We start from the raw sequence: 24,834 nt of genomic DNA on the forward strand, positions 1-24,834 counted from the left end.
AGCCCCGATAACTCGCCGACATCCGCAGACACCCGCACCACCCCCGGGAAGCACTACGCAGCAGCGTACGCCCGCAGACTAAAACAACGGCATTGGGGCTAGGGGTTGTTGCCGTCCTTGTTGACGTCGGACGGCCACACTCCAGTGGTCCGTTCGACGGCCTTGGCGCCCGTGCGGTTCAGGGCGCTGCGCACCACCGCGAAGATGGCGCCCTGAAGCGCGGAGGCGAGCAGGATCTCGCCCCAGCCGCGCTCCCGGTCCAGGGCGTCGGGGGCGTCGTCCTCGTCCCGGATCGCCTTCCACGTCTTCTGGAAGGCGAGGCCCGCGAGCGCGCCGCCCGCCCAGCCGATCGCGAATCCGAAGGGCTTGTAGGCGAGCGGAAGATTCAGCTTCTGTGCCTTCTTCTTGGCCACGTGTGTCTCCTAAAGGGTCAGGTCCGGAACCTGCTCGGCCGCGGGCACCGGCCCGGGCGGGGTGCCGGTGCCGAAGGGCCGGCCGCCCAGCCTCTCCCGGCCGTGCGGGGCGTGCCAGCCGGACAGGTCCGGGCCGAGCGGCACGATGCCGGTCGGATTGATGCCGGTGTGCACCTGGTGGTAGTGCCGTTTGATGTGATCGAAGTCGACGGTGTCACCGAACCCAGGCGTCTGGTAGAGATCGCGGGCGTACGCCCACAGCACCGGGTTCTCCGCCAGCTTCCACAGGTTGCACTTGAAGTGACCGTGATAGACCGCGTCGAAACGCACCAGCGTGGTGAACAGCCGGATGTCCGCCTCGGTGATCGTGTCGCCGACCAGGTACCGTTGCCCCTCCAGCCGCCGGGACAACAGCTCCAGCCGCCGGAACACCCCCGCGCAGGCCGCCTCGTACTCCTTCTGGTCCGTGGCGAACCCGGCCGCGTACACGCCGTTGTTGACGTCCCGGTAGATCTCCGCCATGACCGTGTCGATCTCGTCCCGCGCCTCGCGCGGGTACAGGTCCGGCGCCCCGTCCCGGTGCAGGGCCGTCCACTCGGTGGCGAGGTCCAGGGTGATGCGCTGGTAGTCGTTGGTGACCAGCTGCCCGCTCGGCACGTCCACGAGCGCGGGCACGCTCACCCCGCCGGGAGCGTCCTTCTCGCGCGCGTCGTAGGCCTCCGCGAGGAAGCGGATGCCGAGGACGGGATCGCGGTCGTCCGGGTCGAGGGTGAAGCGCCAGCTGCGGTCGTCCTGGATCGGGTCGGTGACGGCCATCGACAGGACGTCCTCCAGGCCCAGCAGGCGCCGGGAGATCACCGCCCGGCCAGCCCACGGGCAGGCACGGCTGACGACCAGTCGGTAGCGGCCCGCCTCCACCGGCCAGCCGTCCCGGCCGTCGGCGGTGACCCGGTCGGCGAAATGGCTCGCGGACCGGGTGAACGACTTGTGGCCGTAGGCGGCGTTGCCGTCGTCGGGCATCGCGCCCCTCCTCTCCTGTCGGACCTCCACCAAGTCCTCCACCGGGTCCCCCGATTTCACCGGACGGCACCGTGTGACCGGCCCGGTCCCGGGCATCCGCCGAAGCATGAGTGGCACGACTACAGAAGCGGACCGCAGGACTACGGATGCGGACCACAGGACGCGGGTCACGGTGCTGGTGGCGCTCGCGGCCAATCTCGTCATCGCGGTGGCCAAGGCGCTGGGCGGCCTGGCCGCGCAGTCACCGGCGCTGCTGTCGGAGGCGGCGCACTCGGTGGCCGACAGCGTGAACGAGGTCTTCCTCCTGGCCGCGCTGCGCCGCAGCCGCCGTCCCGCGGACCGCCGGCACCCCTTCGGCTACGGCAAGGAACGCTTCTTCTGGTCGCTGCTCGCCGCCGTCGGGATCTTCGTCATGGGCGGCTGCTTCTCCTTCTACCAGGGCGTCGAGGCCCTCCGGAGCGGCACCGAGGAGAAGCTGGAGGGCTATGTGGCCGGCCTGATCGTGCTGGCCCTCGCCCTGCTCGCCGAGGGTGCCTCGCTGGCCCGGGCGCTGTACCAGGCGCACCGGCAGGGCGGCCTCGACGGCGGGCTGCGCGACCCGGCGCTGCGCACGGTCGTCGCCGAGGACGGCACCGCGGTGCTCGGCGTGACCCTCGCCCTGACGGGCATGGCCCTGCACATGGTCACCGGCCAGGTCGTCTACGAGGCGGCCGCCTCCCTCGCCATCGGCGCCCTGCTGGTCTACGTCGCCTACCGGCTGGGCCGCGAGGCACGCGACCAGCTGATCGGCGAGGCGGCCGACCCCGAGGCGGCCGAGCGGATCCGGGCGCTGCTGTGCGAACAGCCCGAGATCGACAGCGTGGAGGCGCTGTTCACCATGAAGACGGGTCTGGAGAGCGCGCTGGTCGCCGCGCGGGTCGACCTGGTGCCGGGCCTGGACAGCGAAGAAGTGGAACAGGTCGCCGTACGGATCAAGCGGGCCGTCGGCGAGGGCGTGCCGGAGGCGGAGCAGATCTTCCTGGACATCACCGACCGGGCCGCCCAGGAGGCACGGCAAAGCCCCGCCGCGACGGGGGAGCGCGGCGGGGCCTGACGCTCGAGTGCCCGGCGGACGGGGGTTCATGCGCCCCGGAGGAAAAATCTCCCGCGAGGCCCGTCAACCACCCGTCAGCCGCCCGATAGCCGCCCTGGAGATGCCGGAACCCCCGACCTGTACAAGGCTGACGGGCATGCACATCGACATCGACAAGGACGTCTGCATCGGCGCCGGCCAGTGCGCCCTGGCCGCGCCCGGCGTCTTCACCCAGGACGACGACGGCTTCAGCCTCCTGCTCCCCGGCCACGAGACCGGCTCGGGCGACCCGGTGCTCCGCGACCCGATGCTCCGCGAGGCGGCCCGCGCCTGCCCGGTCGGCGCGATCACCGTGTCCGGCTGAGCCGCGGCGGACCGAGCACACCCACCTCCACCCGGCTGAGCCGGTCCGGGCCGGCGATCACCTCGTAGGAGCCGATCCGCTCGCCCTCGACGGTGACCCGCAGGGCCAGCAGCAGCCGTCCCTGCGGGGCGACGACGATCCCGGCCCGCCCGTCGACGAGGGCCACCGCCGCGTACCGGGAGCGCTCCCGCAGCAGTAGTGTCCCCTCCGCCACGGCCCGGGCGCCGCGCAGCTCGGGTGCCGCCCCGGGCGGCAGGGCCGCGGGGTCGGCGCGACGCACCACGTCGGGGGCCAGCACATCGAGCAGCGCATCCATGTCCCCGCCCCGTGCGGCGGCCAGGAACGCCTCGACGACCCGTCGGTGCCGGTCGAGTTCGGCGCCGGACACCGCCGGTGTGCCGCGCACCTTGTGCCGGGCCCGGCTGGCCAGCTTCTTCGCGGCGGGTCTGGACCGGCCGACGACGGGGGCGATCCGGTCGAAGGGCACGCCGAAGAGGTCGTGCAGCACGAAGGCGACCCGCTCGGCCGGGCCCAGCCGGTCCAGGACCACCAGCAGGGCGAGCCCCACCGAGTCGCCGAGCAGCGCCGTGTCCTCGGGGCCGTCCGCGGCGCGGTTCCGCTCCGGCGGCTGCTGCCCGTACGGCTCCTCCCGCCGGGCCGAGGGCGCCCGCAGCATGTCGAGGCAGATCCGGGAGACGACCGTGGTCAGCCAGGCCGGGAGATTGTCGATGCCGTCGCCGCCGGTGCGGAACAGCCGCAGCCAGGCCTCCTGCACGGCGTCGTCCGCCTCGTCGGGCGAGCCGAGCATCCGGTGCGCGATGGCCCGCAGCCGCCCGCGCTCCGCCTCGAAGCGCCGCGCCAGCGTCTCGTCCCCGGCCATGGGTCACCTTTCCTCGTCGTGTGCCGTCACCCCTGTGACGCATCCCGGCCCACAGAGGTGACCGACATGAACCTGCTGCACATCGACTCCAGTGCCGACACCGCCGACGACTCGGTGACCAGGCGGCTGACCGCGCTGTTCGCGACGACCTGGCGCACTGCCCACCGCACCGGGCACCACCGTCACCGCGACCTGTGCGCCGACCCGGTGCCCCCGCTGACCGCGGCCCAGGCCACCCTCGGCCGACGCGTGGAACTGGCGGGATTGGTCGCGCCGGAGAAGGTTCCCGCGCTCGTCGAGAACCCCGCCGAGGAACACGCGTGGGCGCTGACCCGCCCCCTGATCGAGGAGGTGCGCGCCGCGGACACCCTGCTGCTCGGCGTGCCGACGTACAACTTCTCGGTGCCCGCCTCGCTGAAGGCGTGGATCGACCGCGTCACCTTCCCCGGCGCCTTCACCGAGCCCGACACCGGCGAGAGCCTGCTGCGGGAGCTGCGGGTGGTGGTGGTCATGGCCCGCGGCGGGGGCTACGGCCCGGGCACCCCGCGCGAGCACGACGACTTCCAGACGCCGTACCTGCGGGCCTACTTCGGCCATCTCGGCGTACGACCGGAGAACCTCCACCTCGTCGCCGCCGAGCTGACCCTGGCCGGGCTGCTGCCGCACCTGGCCCCGTTCGCACCCCTCGCGCAGGACTCCCTGGCCCGGGCCCGTGATGCGGTGACGGCGCTCGCCGCCGCCTGACCTCAGCGGGACTCCAGCAGCCGCCACGCCGCCTCGCGGGCCTCGGCCGCGGGCTGTGCGCCGCCCGTGATGCCCGCCGTCACCATGGCGCCCTCGGCCAGCAGGAACAGCGGCCCCGTCAGCTCGTCCGGCAGGCCCGCGTCGGCCACGAGGGCACCCAGGTAGTCGCGGAACGCCCGCTTGTGCGCCCGGACCTGCTCCGCCACCCGGTGCGAGCCGGCGCCGAGTTCGCCGTAGGCGTTGATCCAGGCGCAGCCGCGGAAGCCGTCCTCGGCGAACCACCGTGCCAGCCAGTCGAAGACGGCGAGGACCCGCCGGGCGGGGTCCGGCTCGCGTTCCACCCAGGCGGCGAGACGGCCGCGCCAGCGTCCGTCGCGGCGCTCCAGGTAGGCCTCGACCAGCTGTTCCTTGGCGGGGAAGAGCTGGTAGAGCCGCTTGAGGGAGACGCCCGAGGCGCCGCGCAGCTCGTCCATGCCGACCGACTGGATGCCCCGGCGGTAGAACAGCTCCTCCGCGGCGTCCAGGGCCCGCTCCCGGGCGGTCGTGCTGTCCATGTCCGGCCACTCCCCGTCCGACGGCTCCTTGACGCGAGAACGTGCGTTCTCCTACCGTGCCGAGCGTAGCGGAGAACGCTCGTTCTCCCGTAGTCAGGAGGCCCCGTGCCCGACCGCCCGCCCCTGCCCCCGTTCACCCGCGAGAGCGCCGCGCGGAAGGTGCGCGCCGCCGAGGACGCCTGGAACACCCGCGACCCGCACCAGGTGGCGCTCGCCTACTCCGAGGACTCCGTCTGGCGCAACCGCGACACCTTCCTCACCGGCCGGGCGCAGATCGTCGAGTTCCTCACCGCGAAGTGGGCCCGGGAACACGCGTACGCCCTGCGCAAGGACCTGTGGGCCTTCGACGGCAACCGCATCGCGGTCCGCTTCCAGTACGAGTGCCAGGACGTCGACGGCCAGTGGTGGCGGTCGTACGGCAACGAGCTCTGGGAGTTCGACGCGCACGGTCTGATGACCCGGCGGGAGGCCAGCATCAACGACCTGCGCATCGAGGAGCACGAGCGCCGGATCCCCGGCCCGCGCCGCGAGGAGCCGCTGCCCGTTCAGTAGGGTTCCGGGATGACCGAACAGGCCGGGACACCCTTCCTCTACGTCGTCGTCTGTGCCGCCGGAATCGCCGCCGGCGTCGGTGAACTCGTCCTCGCCGCACGGCAGCGGGACTGGGAGGTCGGGGTCATCGCGACGCCCGTGGCGATGAACGGCTTCTTCGACACGGCCGCCGTGGAGACGCTCACCGGCCGCCCGATCCGCTCCGCCTGGCGCACTCCCGGCGATCCGCGCCCCTTCCCGCCACCGGACGCGATCGTGGTCGCGCCCGCCACCTTCAACACCGTCAACAAGTGGGCGCGGGGCCTGGCCGACACGCTCGCCGTGGCCACCCTGTGCGAGGCCCCCGGCCTGGGCGTCCCGGTCGCCGCCCTGCCCTGTGTGGCCGACGCGCTCGCCGCCCATCCCGCGTACCAGGAGAGCCTGGACCGGCTGCGCGGGATGGGCGTCCGCTTCGGCGAGCCGTACACCGGCGACCCCCGACCGGACGGCAGCCGGCCGGAGTTCGGGTGGGAGCGCGCCCTGGACCTGCTGGACCAGGTGTAGCACGGCAAGCAAGTTGCCGAAATTTGCAGCAAGTTATTGCAGTCCCGGGTGCCGGGCTGTTTGACTCGCCTCTCCGAGCCGAGAGGAACGACGCAACGCCATGAGCACCGAGACCGACGTCCTGGTCCTGGGCGGCGCGGGCGTGGACACGATCGTCCACGTCCCCGAACTGCCCCTGCCCTACGCCGACAGCTACATGATCCGGCCCGGCATCACCAGCCGCGCGGGACAGAGCGGGGACTTCGTCGCGCTCGGCCTGACCGCCCTGGGCCTGCGCACCCACCACCTCGACATGCTCGGCGAGGACCCGGAGGGCGACCTGGTCCGCGCCTTCCACCGCGACCACGGCATCCCGCTGACCGCCGTACCGCAGCCCGCGGGCACCAAGCGCGCGGTCAACCTGGTCGACCCCGACGGCCGCCGGCTGTCCCTGTACGACGACACCCGCTCCCGGGACGCCGACCGCTTCCCGGCGGAGACCGTGCGCTCCTTGGCGGCCGCCGCCCGCCACGCGCACGTCGTCATCACCCACCCGTGCGCCCACGCCCTGTCCCTGCTGCGGGAGTCGGGCCTGACCCTCTCCACCGACCTGCACAACTGGGACGGCGCCAACCCCTATCACGAGCCCTTCGCCCTCGCCGCCGACGTCGTCTTCCTGTCGACCACCGCCCTGCCGGACCATGAGCGCGCGATGCGGGACATCGCCGCCCGCGGCCGGGCCAGGGTCGTCGTCGCCACCGCCGGAGCCGACGGCGCCCACCTGCTGAGCGCCGGCACCCTCACCCACATCCCCGCCGTGCCCCCGCCTGCCCCGGTCGTCGACTCCAACGGCGCGGGCGACGCCTTCGCCGCCGGCTTCCTGCTCGGCTGGCTGAACGGCGAGGACCCCGTCCGGTGCGCCCGGTACGGAGCCGTCGCCGGGGCGTACGCCTGCACCGTGCCCGCCACCCGCGCCGACGCCATCGGCCGCGCCGAACTCCTCGCCCGCGTCGAGGAGTTGGCAGCGGACCCGGTATGACGCCGGACGGTCAGACGCAGTCGACCGTCGGCCCCGCCAGCATGCCGCCGGTGTAGAGGGCCTGCCCCTGCGGCATCCAGTAGCCGAGCTTGGAGACGACCGTGGAGCAGGTGTCCCGCAGCGCGACCCGGACGACCACGGTGGCCGGGTGGCCCGGCTGCAGGTCGGTCAGCGCGCAGTCGAGGGCGTACCGGTTGCGGCTCGTCGAGGGGTGCCGGCCGACCAGCGGGTTGACGCAGCGGGCGTCGTTCGTGGTGAGCACCACCCCCGAGGCCTCCTCACCGATCAGCCCGAACCGCGCGCTGCCGTCGCCCCGTTCACTGTCCCGGTGCACGGTGTACGTCAGCGTCGTCGCCGCACCGCGCCGCAGCGTCGACCGGTCCACCTCGACGCGGTGCGTGGGCGCCGCCTTGGGCGCGCTGAGCGTGAGGGTGGCCCGGACCGTGCCGGTCAGATCCACACCGGCGGGATCGGAACGGACCCGGACCTCGGCCTCCATGTCGTAGGTGCCGGGACCGGGGTACTCCCGCGACCCGGGCAGCGTCCCGGAGGCGACGGTCGCGCCCTTCCGCCGGGCGGTCCAGGAGCCCGAGGTGAGACAGGCCGACCGCGCGGACGAACCGGCCCGCCGGCAGGTCGCGGGCGCCGAGACCGCCATCATCGGCGTACCGCTGCCCAGGCACAGGGACACCGAGGCCCGCTGCCCCTCCGGGCCGTGCAGCATCCCGGCGGGCGCGCACAGCGTGGCCGGGCCCGTGACGGCCGGCGCCGGGGGCGGGTCCGGCAGGCCCCACGCGGGTGCCACGAGCCCCAGCGGCAGCACCAGGGCCGCTCCGAGCAGAGTCCTCAGCCTGTCAAGACGCACCGCATTCCTCCCGCAGGGCCGTGACCGGCCGGTGGCCGGTCCTCTGCGCCGAGAATGCGGGAGCGATCCGGCCCGCGAGCCGCTCCCACGCCGCACGGTCACCTGCGGGCAGCAATGCGCGGCCCGTCCGCGTCGTACGCTCCCCCTGATACCGACCCCGAAAGCAGGAGCAGCAACGATGCAGTACGTGAAGCTCGGTTCGACGGGCCTGGACGTGTCGCGGATCTGTCTGGGCTGCATGACCTACGGGCTGCCCGACCGAGGCGTGCACGAGTGGACACTCGACGAGGAGGCGTCCCGCCCGCTGATCCGGCAGGCGCTCGAGGCGGGCATCAACTTCTTCGACACCGCGAACGTCTACTCCGACGGCACCAGCGAGGAGATCGTGGGCCGGGCGCTCGCCGACTTCGCCCGGCGCGACGAGTATGTGCTGGCCACCAAGGTGAACGGCCGGATGCGGCCCGGCGCCAACGGCGCGGGCCTGTCCCGCAAGGTGATCATGACGGAGATCGACCACAGCCTCAGCCGCCTGGGCACCGACTACGTCGACCTGTACCAGATCCACCGCTTCGACCCGCACACCCCGGTCGAGGAGACCATGGAGGCGCTGCACGACCTGGTGAAGGCCGGCAAGGTCCGCTACATCGGCGCGAGTTCGATGTACGCCTGGCAGTTCTCCAAGATGCAGTACACGGCGCAGCTCAACGGCTGGACCAGGTTCATCTCCATGCAGAACCACTACAACCTCCTCTACCGCGAGGAGGAGCGCGAGATGCTGCCGCTCTGCGCGGACCAGGGCGTGGGTGTCCTGCCCTGGAGCCCGCTGGCCCGCGGCCGCCTCACCCGCGACTGGGGCACCGTCACCGACCGCAGCGCGGCCGACGACTTCGGTGGCCGCCTGTACCGGGAGAGCGACCGCACGATCGTCGAGGCGGTCACCCGGGTGGCGAACGACCGGGGCGTCCCCCGGGCCCAGGTGGCCCTCGCCTGGCTCCTGCACCGGGAGACGGTGGCGGCCCCGATCATCGGCGCGGCCAGGCCCGGGCACATCGAGGACGCGGTCGCCGCGGTCGAACTCAGGCTGAGCGACAAGGAGATCGAGGAACTGGAACAGCCGTACACGGCCCGGGACATCGTCGGTCACTGACACCGTGCGGTCCGTGCGGCACGCCGGTTCCGGTTCCGCACGGGCCGTTCCTTTTTCACTGCAACAGAGTGTTCAACGCCTTTATTGACGCGTATTCGATTGCCGCGGAGCGCGCGCAATGCACAAAACCGCGGGAACTCTTGTTCCCTGTCGCTGACCTGTGCAAAGGTGAACCCCGCCCCCTCACCTCGCATGATGCCGCATGCCCTCCGGAGGAATGCCGCGTGCACGACGCAGGCTTGCCGAATTCCCCAGGAAACGCCCGCCTCCTCGAATTGACCGACGCGCAACTGAGCGCCGAACTCAAGAAGTGGACGGGCGCGTCACCCGCGCTCCAGCCCGTGGGTGAACTCCTCGACCGGCACTGGGCGGCGGGCTTCGCCTACGCGCGGCTGTGCACGAGTACGGCCCGCGCCGCCGGCATGCTCACCACCGCGGCGTTCACCCGGCTCTTCGGACAGACCCTGCGGCAGACCGGTCCGACCTCCGCCTGGCGCCCTCATCTCCTGGTCACCGTGCGTCAGGTGGCGGGGGAGTGGGACACCGACCAGCGGCGCGAACTGCTCCACCCCGAGCTGCGCTCCGATGCCCCCGGCGGCGAGCGCGTCGCCGCCCGGCTGCTGCCGCCGGCCCACCGCCGTCTGCTGTCCGGCGCCTTCCAGCGGCTGCCCCAGTCGGCCCGTTGCCTGCTGTGGCACACCGAGGTCGAGGCCGAGCCCCTGGAGACACCCGCGGGGCTGCTGGGCCTGGACGTGGAAGGCGCCCGCGTCGAACTCGGCCGCGCCCGCGAGCGGTTGCGCGAGGAGTGCCTCCAGCTCCACCGCGAACTCGCCCCCGACCAGGACTGCCGCCGCTACCTCCGGCTGCTCGACGTCACCTACCGTCGCGGCGGTGTCGACGTCGACCCCGATCTCCGTGCCCACCTGGACGGGTGCAGGCACTGCCGGGACACCGCCGGCCAGCTGGCCTGCTTCCCCCACGGACTCGGCCCGGCGCTGGCGGAGGCGGTCCTCGGATGGGGAGCACGGGAGTACGTCGAGTCCCGGGCGCGCAGCGCGGACGACGAGAGCGCGCCGGTGGCTCAGGCGGCGACCGTCCTCGGCGAGGACTTCGGCGCCGGACCGGCACCCGAGGCACCTGCCGGACCCGCACCCGAGGCGCCCGCCGGGTCCGCACCCGATTCCTCCCCGGCGGTCTCGCGGCCCGGGTGCAGCCGTCGGGCCCGCAAGGCCGCCCGCCGTGCCGTGCGCCGACGCCATCTCACCGTCGCCGGGGCGGCCGTGGGCGCGCTGGTCGTGGTCCCCGTGGTGCTGTGGTCCGCCCTGGGCCCCAAGGACGGCACCGGCTCCACCGGCCGCGGCTCCGAGCCCGCCGGCTCCAAGGGCCCGACCCCGACGACCGGGCCCTCGTGGGCCGGGGCCGAGGAGGCCGCGCAGGGCACGCTGACCGGGCGGCTGCGCAACCTCGCCTCCGGGCTCTGTGTCGGCATCGTCGGCGGCACGGCCCTCAAGGGCGCCGAGACCGGGCTCGCGGAGTGCTCCGCGCAGGCCGGCCAGCAGTGGGTGTACGAGACCGACGGCCGGCTGCGCAGCGCCGCCGAGCCCGATCTGTGCCTGGACTCCCGCCTCGGCTACTCGGTACGGCTCGCGCCCTGCACGCACACCGAAGAGGTCCGCTACGACTTCAACCTCCAGGGCACCCTCGTCCCGCGCCGGGACCAGGAGCTGGCGCTGACACCCGCCGCGACCGACGGCTCCGGCGCACTGGTCCTCAAGACCCGCACGGACGACCCGGCCCAGCGCTGGGTGATCGACACCTCCACGCCCGAGCTGCAGCTGAAGGCCGTCAACTGGGCCGAACCCACCACCCCGGCGGCGCCCACGCCGAAGCCGTCCCCCACCCCGTCGAAGCCCCCGAAGGCAACCGCATCCCCGGCTCCCTCGCCCACCCCGACGCCCTCCGCCACGGACGACTGCACCGCGGACCCGTACGCCTGCCGGGGCGACGACGACCACGACGGCCGGGGCGGTCACGGTTACGGCGGCGGACGCCGCTGACCCTCGGGACGGCCGGGCCGTCAGGGCCCCGAGCCCGGCGCGAGCACCGTCAAAGACACCGACGACGCGTTCCCGGCCACGGCACCTCGATCGGCCCCGAGCGTCCGGCGGGGGCACCAGCAGTGCCGCCGGACGAGCGGTGCGCGCCCCGCTGACCTCCGGACTGGAGTACGACAGACCCGCCCAGGCACTCTCCCCGGGCGCCATCGTCACCCGCGCCGGTGAACCGGGAGCGCGCTCGGGGTCAGGCCGAGCTGCTCACCGGACGCGTCGACGAAGGCGGCGCCCGGATGGCCGTACACGGTGCAGGTGCGCGCGGAGGTGTTGGTCAGGACGACCGGGAAGTTCCGCTGGCCGGCTCAGGGGTCCATGCGGCCGACCTCGCGCGCAGTTCGCCGGTGCGGCAGCGGCCCGACCGCCGCGCGTCTGCGGCCGTGGAGGGCGCCGGTTCAGTCGTGGTGGCGGTTTGTTCGCCGGGAGCGGTTCGGTCGCTCCGGTCGGGCGGCTGCCGGGGCGCGGTCGCCGCGCCGTCCGTGTTGGCGCAGGCGGTCGGTGCGCCGAGCGTCACGACCGCACCGGCGGAGGAGGAGGTGTTCGCCATGGCCTGCACGCTCCTGAGGGCTCGTCATCTACCCGGGTGCCCGCCGTGCGTAGGGGAAAAGCGGGGAGCCCGCGGCCGCTCAGCCCTCGCCCTCGTCGAGCAGGGCGATGTCCGCCCAGATCGTCTTGCCCTGCGCGGTGTGCCGGCTGCCCCAGCGCTGGGTGAGCTGGGCGACCAGCAGCAGCCCCCGGCCGCCCTCGTCCCAGGTCTTGGCCCGGCGCAGATGCGGGGCCGTGTGACTGGAGTCGGACACCTCGCAGATCAGCGTGGCCGCGTCATGGATGAGCCGCAGCCGGATCGGCTTCGAGCCGTACCGGATGGCGTTGGTGACGAGTTCGCTCACCACCAGTTCGGCCGTGAACGACGCCTCGCTCAGCTGCCAGGAGCCGAGCTGGTCGACGACCTGCTTGCGGATCGGCGCCACCAGTGCCGGATCGGCCGGGATGTCCCAGGTGGCGACCTGGGAGGCGGGCAGGCCCCGGGTGCGGGCCAGCAGCAGGGCCACGTCGTCGGAGGCCCCGCCGGGCGGGAGCAGCGTGCGCAGGACCCGGTCGCAGATGTCGTCCAGCGAGTCGTCGGCGGTCGTGAGCGCGTCGAGCAGCAGGGCGTGACCGGCGTCGACGTCGCGTCCGCGGTGCTCCAGCAGACCGTCGGTGAAGAACCCCAGCACACTGCCCTCGGGAAGATCCAGCTCGGCCGGTTCGAAGGGCAGTCCGCCCAGGCCCAGCGGTGGCCCGGCGGGCAGGTCGACCGACCGGGGCGCACCGGTCGGCGGGACCAGCACGGGCGGGGGATGGCCGGCCCGGGCCAGGGTGCAGCGCCGCGACACCGGGTCGTAAACGGCGTACAGGCAGGTGGCGCCGACCTCACCGGGGCTGCCCTCGCCGCCGGCCTCCTCGGAGAGCCGTACGACCAGGTCGTCGAGGTGGGTGAGGAGTTCGTCCGGGGCCAGGTCGATGTCGGCGAGGGTGCGGACGGCGGTGCGCAGCCGGCCCATGGTCGCCGACGCCTGGACGCCGTGGCCGACCACGTCCCCCACGCACAGGGCGACCCGCATCCCGGACAGCGGGATCACGTCGAACCAGTCGCCGCCCACACCGGAGCGGGCGGCCGGGAGGTAGCGGGAGGCCGCGTCCACCGCGGGGGTGCGCGGGAGCCCCTGGGGGAGCAGGCTGCGCTGGAGGGCGAGGGCGGTCTCGCGTTCGCGGGAGTAGCGGCGGGCGTTGTCCACGCATACGGCCGCGCGGGCCGTGATCTCCTCGGCGAGCAGCACATCGTCGGGGGTGAAGGGGTCGGGGCGCCGGAACCGGGTGAGCACCGCGACGCCGAGGGTCACCCCGCGGGCCTGGATCGGCACGGACATCGTGGAGTGGATGCCGTGCTCCCTGACCCGGTCGCTGCGCTTGCGGTCCCAGCTCAGCCACGCGTCGAGATCGCCGGAGGGCACCGAGGCGACGACGGTGCGGCCCGCGGTGAGGGAGGCGGCCTGCGGGGACTCGGCCGGGTACAGCTCCAGACGGCCCGGCTCGACCACGGCCTCCGGGTTGCCGGGGCTGATCGACCGGTGCGCGGCGCGGCGCAGCCCTACCGGCGCGGCGATCGGCGCGGGCGCGGTCGTGCCCTCGTCGTCGGGGTCGAGCAGGTCGACGCTGACGAAGTCGCCGAGCGCGGGCACGCACACATCGGCGAGTTCCTGTGCGGTGCGGGTGACGTCGAGGGTGGTGCCGATGCGCACGCTGGCCTCGTTGACCAGCTGGAGCCGTTCCCGGGAGAGGTAGTTCTCGGTGAAGTCGTGGGCGGCCAGGCACACTCCCCGCACCCGGCCCTCGGCGTCGGTGACGGGCGCCATCCGGGCCAGCCAGGCGTGCGCGCGGCTCTCGCCGCCGGTGCGCATGTACGTCTGCACGTCCCGGGGCCGGCCGGTGGCCAGCACGCCGGCCATGTGCTCCTCCAGCTCCTCGCTCTGCGCCCGGCCGCCGATCTCGGAGATCCTGAGCCCCTGGATGCGTTCCTCGGGCAGGCCGAGCACCTCGGCCATGGCGTCGTTGATCCGGCTCAGCCGCAGCCGCTCGTCGTAGACGGCGACGGCGCACGGCGACTGGGTGAGCGCGGCCGTGGCCAGCGGGTCGTCGGGGGAGCGGGGACCTTCCGCCTCCAGCGGGGTGACCACCAGCCAGTGCGCCGCGCGGTCCTCGCCCGGCGGCCGGTGGTGGGCCAGCAGCCATACCCGGACCCGGTGGCCGTCCTGGTGACGCAAGGCAAGCGTGCCGTCCCAGCGCGGGCCCGCCGGGACGGGCACCGAGCCGTCGGCCAGCAGCTCGGCGGCCGGGCGGCCCACGACGTCGGCTGCGGACCAGCCCAGCAGCCGCCGGGCACCGGCGTTCCACTCCACCAGGGTGCCGTGCTCGTCGATGACGGCCCGAGCCGTCGCGGCGTCGTCGATCGGGTCGTGCGGGGTCATCGTCGCCACTCCAACGCGGACACTCACAGTGACCGGTGGTCACATGCGTTCCAGCGTAGTGCGTCCGCGCCCGGGACGAACCAGGAACCCCGGTGCGGGCGGCCGGAACCGTCAAGGCCGCATTCCGGCCCTTGTCCGGACAGCCCCGCGCGCCAGGTCAGTTGCACGAGCTCTGTCCGGACCGTTGACGGGATCTCACGGCTGCCACAAGCTGTCCCCCGACCGTTTTGGGAGCGCTCCCATGGGAGCGCTCCCGCACCTCCGCCGAGGAGCGCAGACGTGAAACGAAGCAGAACCGCCGTGTTGTCCCTGACGACCCTGCTTGGAGCGGCCCTGGTCGCGCTGCCCGCCCCCGTGGCCGGCGCCGAGGAGATCGAGCAGGTCAAGAACGGCACCTTCGACACCACCGCGGAACCGTGGTGGACGAGCAATGTCACCGCGGGCCTGTCCGACGGACAGCTCTGCGCGGACGTGCCCGGCGGCACCACCAACCGCTGGGACGCGGCCATCGGCCAGAACGACATCACCCTGGTCAAGGGGGAGTCGTACCGCTTCTCCTTCACCGCCTCCGGGCTGCCCGACGCGCATGTGGTGCGCGCCATCGTCGGCCTCCAAGTGGCCCCGTACGACACCTACTTCGAGGTGTCACCGCAGCTCAGCGTCTCCGGGAACCGTTACTCGTACACCTTCACCGCACCCGCCGACACCGCTCAGGGTCAGGTCGGCCTCCAGGTCGGCGGCAGCGACGACCCGTGGCGGTTCTGCCTGGACGACGTCTCGCTGCTGGGCGGGGTGCAGCCGGAGCCGTACGAGCCCGACACCGGGCCCCGGATGCGGGTGAACCAGGTCGCCTATCTGCCCGCGGGGCCCAAGAACGCCACCCTCGTCACCGACGCGACCGAGCGGCTGCCGTGGCAGCTCCGCCGGGCCGACGGCACCGTGGCCGCCCGCGGCTGGACCGTGCCGCGCGGCACCGACGCCTCCTCCGGGCAGAACGTCCACTCCCTGGACTTCGGCTCCTACCGCACCCGCGGCACCGGCCTCACCCTGGTCGCCGACGGCGAGACCAGCCGCCCCTTCGACATCGACGCGAGCGCCTACGAGCGGCTGCGCCTGGACGCGGCGAAGTACTACTACACCCAGCGCAGCGGCATCGCGATACGCGACGACCTGCGGCCCGGTTACGGCCGCCCCGCGGGCCATGTGGACGTCGCGCCGAACCAGGGCGACGGGGACGTGCCCTGCCAGCCCGGCGTGTGCGACTACACCCTCGACGTCACCGGCGGCTGGTACGACGCCGGCGACCACGGCAAGTACGTGGTCAACGGCGGCATCTCGGTCTGGGAGCTGCTCAGCACCTACGAGCGCGCGCTGCACGCCCGCACCGGGGACCCGGCGAAGCTGGGCGACCGCACCCTCGCCATCCCCGAGAGCGGCAACAGGGTGCCCGACCTCCTCGACGAGGTCCGCTGGGAGCTGGAGTTCCTGCTGAAGATGCAGGTGCCGGAGGGGCAGCCGCTGGCCGGCATGGCCCACCACAAGATCCACGACGAGAAGTGGACGGGCCTGCCGCTGCTGCCGAGCGACGATCCGCAAAAGCGCGAACTGCACCCGCCGTCGACCGCGGCGACCTTGAACCTCGCGGCGACGGCCGCGCAGGCCGCCCGCCTGTACAAGCCCTACGACCGGGAGTTCGCCGCCGAGGCGCTGGCCGCCGCGCGCAAGGCATGGGCGGCCGCGCTCGAGCACCCCGACCGGTACGCCTCGGAGAGTGACGGCATCGGCGGCGGCGCCTATGCCGACAACAACGTCACCGACGAGTTCTACTGGGCCGCCGCCGAGCTGTACCTCAGCACCGGCGAGGCGAAGTTCCGGGACCGCGTCCTCAACTCCCCGGTCCACACCGCCGACATCTTCGGCCCCCTCGGCTACGACTGGGCCCGGACGGCGGCAGCGGCCCGGCTCGACCTGGCGACCGTGCCGAGCGCACTGCCCGGCCGGGACAAGGTGCGCCAGTCCGTCCTCAAGGGCGCGGACGCCTACCTGGCCACGCTGCGGGCACACCCCTACGGCATGCCGTACGCCCCCGAGGACAACCGCTACGACTGGGGCTCCAACCACCAGCTCCTGCACAACGCGGTGGTCATCGCGACCGCGTACGACATATCGGGCGCCTCGAAGTACCGGGACGGCGCGCTGCAGAGCATGGACTACGTGTTCGGCCGCAACGCGCTGAACATCTCGTACGTGACCGGCTACGGCGAGGTCAACGCCAAGAACCAGCACGCCCGTTGGTACGCCAACCAACTCGACCCGAGCCAGCCGAACCCGCCGGCCGGTACGCTCGCCGGAGGGCCCAACTCGAGCATCCAGGACCCCTTCGCTCAGAGCAAACTCCAGGGCTGCGTCGGCCAGTTCTGCTACATCGACGACATCCAGTCCTGGTCGACCAACGAGCACACCATCAACTGGAACTCGGCGCTGACCCGGATGGCCTCCTTCGTGGCGGACCAAGGATGACCCGCTGAGGCCGCTCGGGCGGCACACTGGGCGCATGAACCCGCCCGCACCGCAAGCCGATCCCCGTCGCACGACCGTCGTCGTGGTGGGCGTCGACGCCTACGAGGCGGGGGCGCGCTGGGCACTCGACGGACCCGTGTCCGACGCGCTGCGGTTCGCGGACTGGTTCCTCGCCCGGGGTGTGCCGCCCGAGCGGATCACCGCGCTGCTGTCCGCGCCGCCCGAGCGGACCGGCGCCGCGCGCGAGGTGCCGTACAGCGTCCTCCGCGCGGACCGGGCCACCGTGCACCAGACCCTCCTGCGGACCGTCGCCGCCGGGCAGAGCGAGCTGCTGTGGGTGGTGTGGGGCGGGCACGGCGTGGTGGACGCGGAGGGCAGACGGCGGCTCTTCTACGCGGACGCCACCGCGGAGGACCCGCTCAACCTGGACTTCGACGCGCTCCTGACGTACTACCGCGCCGTGCCCCGCCACCCGCGCCAGATCTGGCTGGTCGACGCCTGCCAGCTCCTGCACAACCCCTGGCGCGGCCGGCGCCATCTGCCGCGCGAGGACTACGGCACCCCGATGCCGCGCACCGCCCGCGACCAGGCGGTGCTCTTCGCGGCCCGCCCGGGAGAGGCCGCGACCAATCTGAGCGGTACCGGGACCGGCCTGTTCAGCCGGGAGACGCTGGCCGTGCTCACCGGTGACACGACGCTCGGCACGGGCTGGCCACCGGACCCCGGCGCGGTCATGGACCGCCTGCGGGAACGGTTCACCCATCTTCGCGCCGAGGGCCGCGCCTCCCAGACCCCGACCTACCTGTGGTCCCGCACCTGGGACGGCGACGAGGGCCAGCTGCTGTCCCGCGGCGGCCCCGACCCCACGAGCCCCTTCCACCCCGACCTGCCCCCCGAACGGCTCCGTGCCCTGACCGACGCGCTCCTGGCGGTGGAGGAGTTCGTGGAGCCGCAGGGCCGCGAGGAGATCCTCGGCCTGCTCAGAATCGGCGTCCGCGCCGCGATCCCCCGGCACAGCCGCCCCCGCATGGACACCATCAGCATCCTGCGCACCTGCGCCCGCCGCCCCGGCGCCCTCCGGGAGTTGGCGGAGGCGGTGCTGTTGTGCGCGGGGGGGAGTCCGCAGGCGGAGACGGCACACGAGCTGATCGTCCAGGCGTCTGCGTGAGCCGTCCCGCTTCCCTTACGATCGGGCCTCATGTACGAGTCCTGTGCTGCGGCGGAGTCCGCGAGCGTCGAGTCCTGGCTGCCCCGCCTGTCCCACCTGTCGCTGGACGAACTCCCTCGCGTCGGCCATGCCGCGCTGCGGCCCGCGGTGGACATGCTCCTGGCCGGCGTCGACCGGCCGTTCAGCACCAGGGGCGGCAGCGAGCCCAGTTGACCGAGATCCGACTCACCGTGAGGAAGCGTTCGTGGGCACGTCATGTGAAGCCGCCGAGGAACCCGAGAACTCCGCGCATCCCTTGCGGCCTCACCGTCTGGACGACGTCTCGTTCGGCATGCTCTGCTCGGCCGGGGAAGCGCGCCCAGCCACCCGGACCCTGCTGGACGCCGAGTACAGCCGGCGCCTTCTGCTGCTGCGTGTCCTGGTCGACGAGGTCTGCGCGCACCCGGCGTCCGTCGGGGACCTAGATCCGGCGCGCGAGGCGTGGGACCTGCTCGCGCGGGCCCAGCGGCAGCGCCCGGAGGCGGTGCACCGGCTGCTGATGGACCCGCAGACCGGGCTGTGGGCCGCCCATGCGCTGCGTCGGCTGCGCGGCGCGCAGGACGAGGAGGCCCCGCTCTGGTCGGACGTTGGCGGGCTGCACGCTTTGGCGGCCGCCGGTGCCGTCCTCGCCGGCCTAGACTTCCGGATTCGGGTCCCGGCCCGCGAGGGCGCCGTACTCCTGCCGTGCCTGGGCCAGGCGCAGTGGGACGCCCGCGAGCCGTGGGGCGTGGCCGAGGTCGGCGCGCACGACGGGACGGCGCGCGTGCGCACGCAGGGCGAGGGACCCGTCGTCCAGGTGCCGACGGACGCCGCCCAGGACGGGCCCGGCTGGACCGGCCTGCGCCGGCTGTCCCTGAGCCACCGAGGACTGACGCTCACCCTCACCGTCGACGACCTGGCCCGCTACCCCGTCATCGCCGGTACCGCCGGTCCCGGCCGGCTGGACGAGACGGCGCTACGGCGCTGGCGGCGCGGCCTCGACCGGGCGTGGCGGCTGCTGGTCGAGGACCACCGGGACAGCGCCGAGGCCCTCGCCGCGGGACTGTTCTCGCTCGTCCCGCTGCCGCCCGCCGAGCGCTTCCGGCCGCGCAGCGCTTCCGCATCCGAGGCGTTCGGCTGCGTGATGCTCTCCGCGCCCGAAGCTCACGTGCCGGACGCCGAGGCCGCGGTGGAGCTGGCGGTCACCCTGGTCCACGAGTTCCGCCACACCCTGCTCAACGGCCTCATGCACCTCACCCCGCTGGCCGAGGACTGCCCCGACCTCTTCCACGCTCCCTGGCGGGACGACCCCCGACCGCTCAGCGGGGTGCTGCACGGGGCCTTCGCGTTCTCCGGCGTCGCCCGCTTCTGGCGCGAGCGCTGCGCCCGCGACAGCGGCAGCACCCGCGAACGCGCCCACTTCGAGTTCGCCCTGTGGCGGCGGGAGGCGCGCGCCACGCTGGAGATCCTGCACCCCCACCCCGCCCTGACCGCGACCGGCCGCCGCCTGGTCCGCGCCCTCCTCGCGGACATCCGCTCCTGGGACGCCGATCCGGTGCCCGAGACGACGCTGCGGCTCGCCGAGCGGGCCGCCGCCCACCAGCGTGCCGCCTGGCGCGCCCACCATGTCGTGCCCGCGGAGCCGACGGTGCGGGCCGCGGCGGACGCCTGGCTGCGCGGCACGCGACCGCCGCTCGCGGTGACCGACGAGACCGGCGGGGACGTCGTCACCGACTCCGCGGGCTGTCGTCTGGACGCGTTCGCGCACCTTGTCCGCCTGCGGATCACCGACCCGCAGGCCTTCGCCGGGGCACGAACCGGCGGCCCCCGGCCGAAGGACGTCACCCCGGCGGACCTGGCCTGGGTGGCGGGCGAGCGGACCGAGGCCGCCGCGCTGTACGCCGAGGAGACCGCACGGCCCGCCGCCTGGGGCGGGCTCGGGCTGCTCCACGGCCGGCGCGGGGTGGCCGAGCGACCCGAACTGCTGCGCGCCGTCTCCGCGGCGATCGCCCGCGGTTCGGGGCGGATCCCGCCACCGGCCGAGCTCGCCGACTGGCTGGCCGCCGCCTGGGACGACGACGGCGGTCACAGCGGCAGCGGGTCGATGTCGCAGTCCGCGCGATGGTCCCAGTCCACGGCCTGACGCACGGCGGGATGGTCCGCCCCGAGCGCGCGGTTGAGCCGCTCGGCGGTGGCGCTGTGCAGACGCTCGGCCTCCTCGTGCCTTCCCAGCGCGCTCAGGTCCATCGGCAGGTTGGCGGCGCAGGCCAGGGTGGAGGGGTGGTCCGCGCCGAGCACGTCAGTGGAGAGCGCCAGGGTCTGTTCGTCCAGTTCGCGGGCGGCTTCGTAGTCGCCGAGCGCGTAGAGATCGCTGGCCAGGTTCGTCGCGCAGACCAAGGCCGAGGGGTGGCGCTCCCCGAGGTCGCGGCCTAGGACCCCGAGCACCCGCTCATCGATGGTTCGTGAGGCCTCCTCGTCGCCCAGGAGCCGGTGCGTGACAGCGAGATCGATCTCCGCCGACAGGGTGTGCGGATGCGCGGGCCCGTACAGGTCGGCGTACTGCCGGTGGATGCGTGTGCCGAGGTTCCGGGCGGTGATGAGCTCGCCCGCGTGCCGGAGGTCGATCGTCAGCTCCAGCGTCGCCGCCATGGTCTCCGGGTTGTTCTCCCCGTACCGGTTGACCAGATCGGCCTGAACGCGCTCGGCCGTGGCGCGGGCTTCCGCGTGGTGGCCCGCCTTGCGCAGCGCCACGGCCAGGTGACGGTGGTTGGCCAGGGTGAACGGCTTGTCCGGGCCGAGCAGTCTCAGGACCCTTTCGGTCACTTCACATTGGTAGGAGAGGGCGGTGTGGTAGTCGCCCAGCTCGCGCATGTCGAGGATGAGGCTGACCCACGTCACCAGGGACACCACGTGGTCCTGGCCGTATTGCTGCTGCTTGGAGTGCAGGGTGTGCTCGTCCAGCTCCCGGGCCCGGGCGAAGTCCCCCACGAGCCTGAGACTGACACCCAGGTTGTGGGCCGCGCGCAGGGTCTCGGGATCCTCGGCGCCGAGCAGTCGCACATAACGCTGATGCACCGACTCCGACAACTCCAGGGCAGCCGCGAAATCACCCTTGATCCGCTGGTCGACGGCCACGTTTCCGAGCGCGTCAAGCGTGTCCTCGTGGTCCTCGCCGACCGCGCTCCGGCAGGCGTTCAGCACCTGGTCGTTGACTGTCGACGCTTGGCTGTACCGGCCCATTCTGAACAGCACCACCCCGAGCCACCGGCCCGCCGCCAAGGTCTGGGGATCAGCCTCCCCGGTGTCCCTCGCCCACGTGGTGTAGGCGGACTCGGCCAGTTGCAGAGCCGCCTCGAAGTTCCCCCAACGCGTCAGGTACCTCACCTCGTTGACGATCAGGCCGCGCACCCATGAGTCGGTGGAGTTGACCGCGTCGGAGACGATCAGGTGCGGGTACAGCTCTCCGTAGCGCGGCCAATGACTCGCATTGTGCGGGTCGACGGGATCGTTGGCCGCCAGCAGCAAGTGCGTGCCGTGCCGCATGCGCTGCCTTTCGGCCTCCGTCATCCGGGAGACCAGTGCCGCCTGGACGAGTCGGTGCATCTGGAGGCAGTTGGTGCGCAGGTCGAATCGGGCCAACGAGAACCGGCCGATCTCCCGGATGGCCTGTGCGAGGCGAATCGGATCGCGCAGCACGGTGTCGAGTTCAGGAGTGATGGCGGCGCCCCGGCGGCCTGCGAACAGATTGCGGGGGATCGACTCGGGCGCGCAGAAGGCGCACAGCTGCAACAGCTGCATGGCCGCGGGGTTCTTCGTCTCCAGCTGGTCCAGTGAGACGTTCCAGGCCGCGATGACCGGCAGCTGGTAGTCGACGGGCGCCGCGAGGCTCAGCAGATCGACCTGCTTCTCGTCCAGCAGCCGCAGGTACTCGTCCGTGGGCATTCCGGTCTCGGCCCGCCAGGCAGCGGCCTGTTCGACGGCCAGCGGCAGATCGCCGAGGGCCTCCGCCAGCCGGTCCGCCTCGTCGTCGGTGATGACCGGACCGCGCCGGCGCAGCAGCTCCATGCTCTCCTCACGCCGGAAGACGTCCACCTCCAGCGGCTTGGCCACGCTCGCCCACTGCGGATTGCGTGAGGTGACGAGGATGTTGCCGGGCCCGCCGGACGGGAAGTAGGGGCGCACCGCCTCCGGGCTGTCGGCGTTGTCGAAGACCAGCAGCCAGTTGTCGTACGGCTCACCGCGGCGCAGCGCCTCCAGGACCGCCGTCACCGACCAGGTCGCGTCGCTGCCCGCCTCCAGGCCGAGCCGTGGCGCCAGCTCGACCAGGGACAGCGCGATCTGGGCCGTGCGTTCGGCGGAGATCCACCACACGAGGTCGTAGTCCCCGAGGTGGCGGTAGAGGTACTCCACGGCGAGCAGTGTCTTGCCGACCCCGCCCATGCCGTGCAGCGCGTTGGGCAGCACGGCCGTCGCCTGCTCCTTGCGGAGCCTGCGGTGCAGAGCGTCCAGCAGCTCTGTGCGGCCGGTGAAGTTGGGATTGCGCGGTGGCACGTTGCCCCACACGGCCGGGGTGCCGCGGCCGGTGCGGCGGTCGGCCGGATCCGGGGGTGTGCCCGGCGGGATGTCGGTGCGCGGCTGCGGCGGTGTGCTCGGCTGGTTCACCAGGTCCTCCTGCTTCCGCAGGTGTGAAGGGGCTCGGACGGAGTCCTGCCGGATGGCGGCATGCGGGCGGGATACGGCGGTCATGCGCTCCAGGGCCCGCGCCTGGGCGGCGTGCGGGCCCGACAGGGCGTGCAGTACGGCGATCTGCGGCGCGGCCCAGGCGCGGGTCTCGGGGTCGGTGCCGAGCGGGCGGGGGAGCTTGCGCCCGGCCAGTAGTTCGGGGACCTGCCACAGCCGGTGGGCGGACGGGCCGAGGGCCTCGCCGACCAGGCCGACGACCCGCCGCAGCTCCTGCGTCCGTCCGGCGGCCAGGAGCTCACCGCGGACGTCGGGGGCGAAGTCGTAGGCGATGCCGGGTCCGGTGACCGGGTGGATCAGCCCGTGGGTGAGCAGGTGGGTGAAGTCGGAGATCCGCGCCTCGGGGCACAGCCGGGTCAGCACCCGCTGGATCACGGGGACCGTCAGCGGGGCGGCGGCGAGCAGGGTGGCGAGGCCCGACACCCGGGGCGACACCGAGCGGCGGAAGGACGCGACGCGCTCGGCGGGTCCGGGCCCGGGGTCGGTGGGTGCGGGACGGGTGCCCTCCGGGCGCGGGGCGGCGAAGGTGAGCGGGAGCCGGGTCCAGGTGCCCCGAGCGGCGGTGACCAGCCGGACCCAGGACTCCAGGCCGCGGGGGGTCAACTCCAGTACGGGAACGGGCAGGTAGGGGCCGCCCTCCTCGGGTGCGCCGAGGCCGAGCTGCCGTGGCCGGGTGCCGTGCCGGCGGTTCGGCACGCCGGGTCCCGCCGAGCGCAGCGACAGCGGCCAGGTCGGGACACCGGACTCGGGCCAGGCCGGATGGGGCAGCAGATGGACGAGGGCCAGGGTGCCGGAGGCCGCCCAGCGGTGCAGGGTCTGGCCGAGGGCGCCGGTGCGCCAGCCGGGCGCGTTGCCGTCGGTGACCGCCAGCGTCAGGCGCCCGGGGGAGGGGTGACCGGGTGGCAGGGCGCGCAGGGCGCACCGGTCCACCCGGCCGAAGGCGCGTGAGCGGCGCAGCAGTTCGGTGAACTCCCGGACGGTGTCCCGCCAGACCGCCATGCCGGGGTCGGGGTCGACCGCCACGACCACGTCCCAGGAGCGGTGCCCGCGCAGTCCGCGCAGCGCGCGCAGGACGCCCTGCGGGTCGGTGATGTCCGTCCAGCGCGCGGACGGGGCGTCCCGGCGGTCTTCGGACGTCGTCATGGCCCCTCCATGGCGACCCGCCGCCACAGGGTGTCGAGGGCCGCGCTCCCTTCCTCGTCACCTTCCCGGCTTCCGCCGAGGGCACTCGTCCGCACGAGGTGCAGGACGTCGAGGAACCGGCCGGCCCCGGAGGGTTCCCGCTCGGCGCGGTCCAGGAGGGCGTCGAGCCATCCGGCCGGGATGTCGGGGAATCGGGTGCGGGCGAGTTCGGCCAGCCGCTGCCGTGTCATCGGGGGCAGTTCGAGCCGGACGCAGTGGCGCCCGAAGGCGGGTGACAGGTCGCGCTCGCCGCCGGTCGTGACGACGACCAGGGGCGGCTCGTGGCACCGGACGAATCCGTCGCGGACCGTTGCGGTACCGCCCGGCTCGCAGGTGTGGACGAGGGCGTTGTCCTGGCCGGCGAGTCCCGGGATCGTGAACTCCCCGTCATACAGGACCGCCAGCAGCTCGTCGGGGAGGTCGAAGCCGCCCCGGTCGAGGTCGTCGACGAGGACGACACGCGGTAATCGGCGCGGGAGCAGAGCGGTGCCCAGCGGCCCCAGGCGGACCGGGCCGGGCCCGGCCGGATCGTACAAGGCCTCGGCGAGGGAGGTGGCGCCGGTGATGCGCCAGCGCAGGACCGCGCCCAGGCCGAGTTCCCGGGCGATCCGATGGGCGATCGCCGACTTGCCGGTGCCCGGTGCGCCGCCGACCAGCAGCGGACGGCGCAGGTACAGCGCGGTGTTGACCGCCGCCACCTCGTCGGGGTCCGGCGTCCGGGCGGTACCGGTGGCTCCGAGGATCCGGGTGGCGGCCTCGTCCGGGGGCGCCGGTGGCTCGTCCGGGCCGCCGGGGTAGGTGCGCCAGGGCGGCGGGGCGGGCCATCGGCGGTCCCGGTCGCCCGGATCGAGCGGGATGCCGGTGCCCCGGTAGAGCCACCAGGAGTCCATGGGCGTTTCCTCTCTGCGCAGCGCG

At 73.5% G+C, this 24,834-nt stretch carries 20 protein-coding genes and 1 pseudogene; 12 read left to right on the forward strand and 9 right to left on the reverse strand.

All coding sequences use genetic code 11. From position 1 onward, the window contains the following. Positions 1-98: 98 nt before the first annotated feature. Entirely contained in the window at positions 99-413 is a 315-nt protein-coding gene (locus ACWD11_RS16050) for a DUF4235 domain-containing protein (protein ID WP_389417078.1), read from the reverse strand. 9 nt (positions 414-422) lie between these two features. After that, a complete protein-coding gene (locus ACWD11_RS16055) occupies positions 423-1,433 on the reverse strand; it encodes a glutathione S-transferase family protein (RefSeq protein WP_389417079.1) in 1,011 nt (336 codons plus the stop codon). 172 nt (positions 1,434-1,605) lie between these two features. Between ACWD11_RS16055 and ACWD11_RS16060 the strand changes: the two genes are divergently transcribed. Continuing rightward, positions 1,606-2,526, forward strand: coding sequence for a cation diffusion facilitator family transporter (locus tag ACWD11_RS16060; protein ID WP_451283541.1), 921 nt, complete (start codon positions 1,606-1,608; stop codon positions 2,524-2,526). Positions 2,527-2,662: 136 nt separating this feature from the next. After that, positions 2,663-2,869, forward strand: a complete 207-nt coding sequence (locus ACWD11_RS16065; protein WP_389417081.1) for a ferredoxin — start codon at positions 2,663-2,665, stop codon at positions 2,867-2,869. Here ACWD11_RS16065 and ACWD11_RS16070 read toward each other — a convergent pair. Then, positions 2,853-3,749, reverse strand: coding sequence for a sigma-70 family RNA polymerase sigma factor (locus ACWD11_RS16070; RefSeq protein WP_451283543.1), 897 nt, complete (start codon positions 3,747-3,749; stop codon positions 2,853-2,855). The two genes, ACWD11_RS16065 and ACWD11_RS16070, sit on opposite strands and share 17 nt — an antisense overlap. 66 nt (positions 3,750-3,815) lie before the next feature. Here ACWD11_RS16070 and ACWD11_RS16075 point away from each other — a divergent pair, with 66 nt between their 5' ends. Further along, a complete protein-coding gene (locus ACWD11_RS16075) occupies positions 3,816-4,493 on the forward strand; it encodes an FMN-dependent NADH-azoreductase (RefSeq protein WP_451283545.1) in 678 nt (225 codons plus the stop codon). A gap of 2 nt (positions 4,494-4,495) precedes the next feature. On the opposite strand, the gene ACWD11_RS16080 is transcribed toward ACWD11_RS16075, so the two are convergent. Beyond that, entirely contained in the window at positions 4,496-5,047 is a 552-nt protein-coding gene (locus ACWD11_RS16080) for a TetR/AcrR family transcriptional regulator (RefSeq protein WP_389417084.1), read from the reverse strand. Between the two features lie 105 nt (positions 5,048-5,152). On the opposite strand from ACWD11_RS16080, the gene ACWD11_RS16085 reads away from it, so the two are divergent. From ACWD11_RS16085 to ACWD11_RS16095, 3 genes are all read left to right on the forward strand, one after another. Then, positions 5,153-5,599: a nuclear transport factor 2 family protein gene (locus ACWD11_RS16085; protein ID WP_451283547.1), complete on the forward strand. Its 447-nt coding sequence runs from the start codon at positions 5,153-5,155 to the stop codon at positions 5,597-5,599. Positions 5,600-5,608: 9 nt separating this feature from the next. Further along, on the forward strand, positions 5,609-6,142 hold the full coding sequence (locus tag ACWD11_RS16090) for a flavoprotein (protein WP_389417086.1): 534 nt from the start codon (positions 5,609-5,611) through the stop codon (positions 6,140-6,142). A 100-nt stretch (positions 6,143-6,242) separates the two neighbouring features. Further along, a complete protein-coding gene (locus ACWD11_RS16095) occupies positions 6,243-7,160 on the forward strand; it encodes an adenosine kinase (protein ID WP_451283549.1) in 918 nt (305 codons plus the stop codon). Between the two features lie 10 nt (positions 7,161-7,170). Here ACWD11_RS16095 and ACWD11_RS16100 read toward each other — a convergent pair whose 3' ends face one another. Then, positions 7,171-8,025 (reverse strand): hypothetical protein, encoded by an 855-nt coding sequence (locus ACWD11_RS16100; protein WP_451283551.1) that lies wholly within the window; start codon positions 8,023-8,025, stop codon positions 7,171-7,173. A 178-nt stretch (positions 8,026-8,203) separates the two neighbouring features. Here ACWD11_RS16100 and ACWD11_RS16105 point away from each other — a divergent pair, with 178 nt between their 5' ends. Both ACWD11_RS16105 and ACWD11_RS16110 read left to right on the forward strand, forming a co-directional pair. After that, positions 8,204-9,172, forward strand: coding sequence for an aldo/keto reductase (locus ACWD11_RS16105; RefSeq protein ID WP_389417089.1), 969 nt, complete (start codon positions 8,204-8,206; stop codon positions 9,170-9,172). A gap of 224 nt (positions 9,173-9,396) precedes the next feature. Beyond that, positions 9,397-11,229 carry a ricin-type beta-trefoil lectin domain protein gene (locus ACWD11_RS16110; RefSeq protein ID WP_451283553.1) on the forward strand — a complete coding sequence of 611 codons (1,833 nt, stop codon included), beginning with the start codon at positions 9,397-9,399 and terminating at the stop codon, positions 11,227-11,229. 153 nt (positions 11,230-11,382) lie between these two features. On the opposite strand, the pseudogene ACWD11_RS16115 reads toward ACWD11_RS16110, so the two are convergent. Both ACWD11_RS16115 and ACWD11_RS16120 read right to left on the reverse strand, forming a co-directional pair. Further along, positions 11,383-11,531 (reverse strand): annotated as a pseudogene (locus tag ACWD11_RS16115) (DUF4232 domain-containing protein); the annotation flags it as partial. 378 nt (positions 11,532-11,909) lie between these two features. Beyond that, positions 11,910-14,291 (reverse strand): SpoIIE family protein phosphatase, encoded by a 2,382-nt coding sequence (locus tag ACWD11_RS16120; RefSeq protein WP_389417092.1) that lies wholly within the window; start codon positions 14,289-14,291, stop codon positions 11,910-11,912. Positions 14,292-14,570: 279 nt separating this feature from the next. Between ACWD11_RS16120 and ACWD11_RS16125 the strand changes: the two genes are divergently transcribed. Genes ACWD11_RS16125 through ACWD11_RS16140 form a run of 4 tightly spaced genes read left to right on the forward strand, consistent with a single transcriptional unit; the run spans position 14,571 to position 20,140 of the window. Next, positions 14,571-16,811 (forward strand): glycoside hydrolase family 9 protein, encoded by a 2,241-nt coding sequence (locus ACWD11_RS16125; RefSeq protein WP_451283556.1) that lies wholly within the window; start codon positions 14,571-14,573, stop codon positions 16,809-16,811. A gap of 34 nt (positions 16,812-16,845) precedes the next feature. Next, the gene (locus ACWD11_RS16130) at positions 16,846-17,979 is read left to right on the forward strand and encodes an effector-associated domain 2-containing protein (RefSeq protein WP_389417094.1); all 1,134 of its coding nucleotides are present in this window, start codon (positions 16,846-16,848) and stop codon (positions 17,977-17,979) included. 30 nt (positions 17,980-18,009) lie between these two features. After that, complete coding sequence (locus ACWD11_RS16135) at positions 18,010-18,192, forward strand: hypothetical protein (protein WP_389417095.1); 183 nt, start codon at positions 18,010-18,012, stop codon at positions 18,190-18,192. Between the two features lie 31 nt (positions 18,193-18,223). Beyond that, positions 18,224-20,140, forward strand: coding sequence for an HEXXH motif domain-containing protein (locus ACWD11_RS16140; protein ID WP_451283558.1), 1,917 nt, complete (start codon positions 18,224-18,226; stop codon positions 20,138-20,140). On the opposite strand, the gene fxsT is transcribed toward ACWD11_RS16140, so the two are convergent. Further along, entirely contained in the window at positions 20,083-23,880 is a 3,798-nt protein-coding gene (fxsT, locus tag ACWD11_RS16145; protein ID WP_451283560.1) for an FxSxx-COOH system tetratricopeptide repeat protein, read from the reverse strand. The two genes, ACWD11_RS16140 and fxsT, sit on opposite strands and share 58 nt — an antisense overlap. Beyond that, positions 23,877-24,809: a MoxR family ATPase gene (locus ACWD11_RS16150; protein WP_451283561.1), complete on the reverse strand. Its 933-nt coding sequence runs from the start codon at positions 24,807-24,809 to the stop codon at positions 23,877-23,879. Before ACWD11_RS16150 ends, fxsT begins: the two co-directional genes overlap by 4 nt. Positions 24,810-24,834: the final 25 nt, after the last annotated feature.

The organism is Streptomyces sp. NPDC002776 (assembly GCF_053592195.1).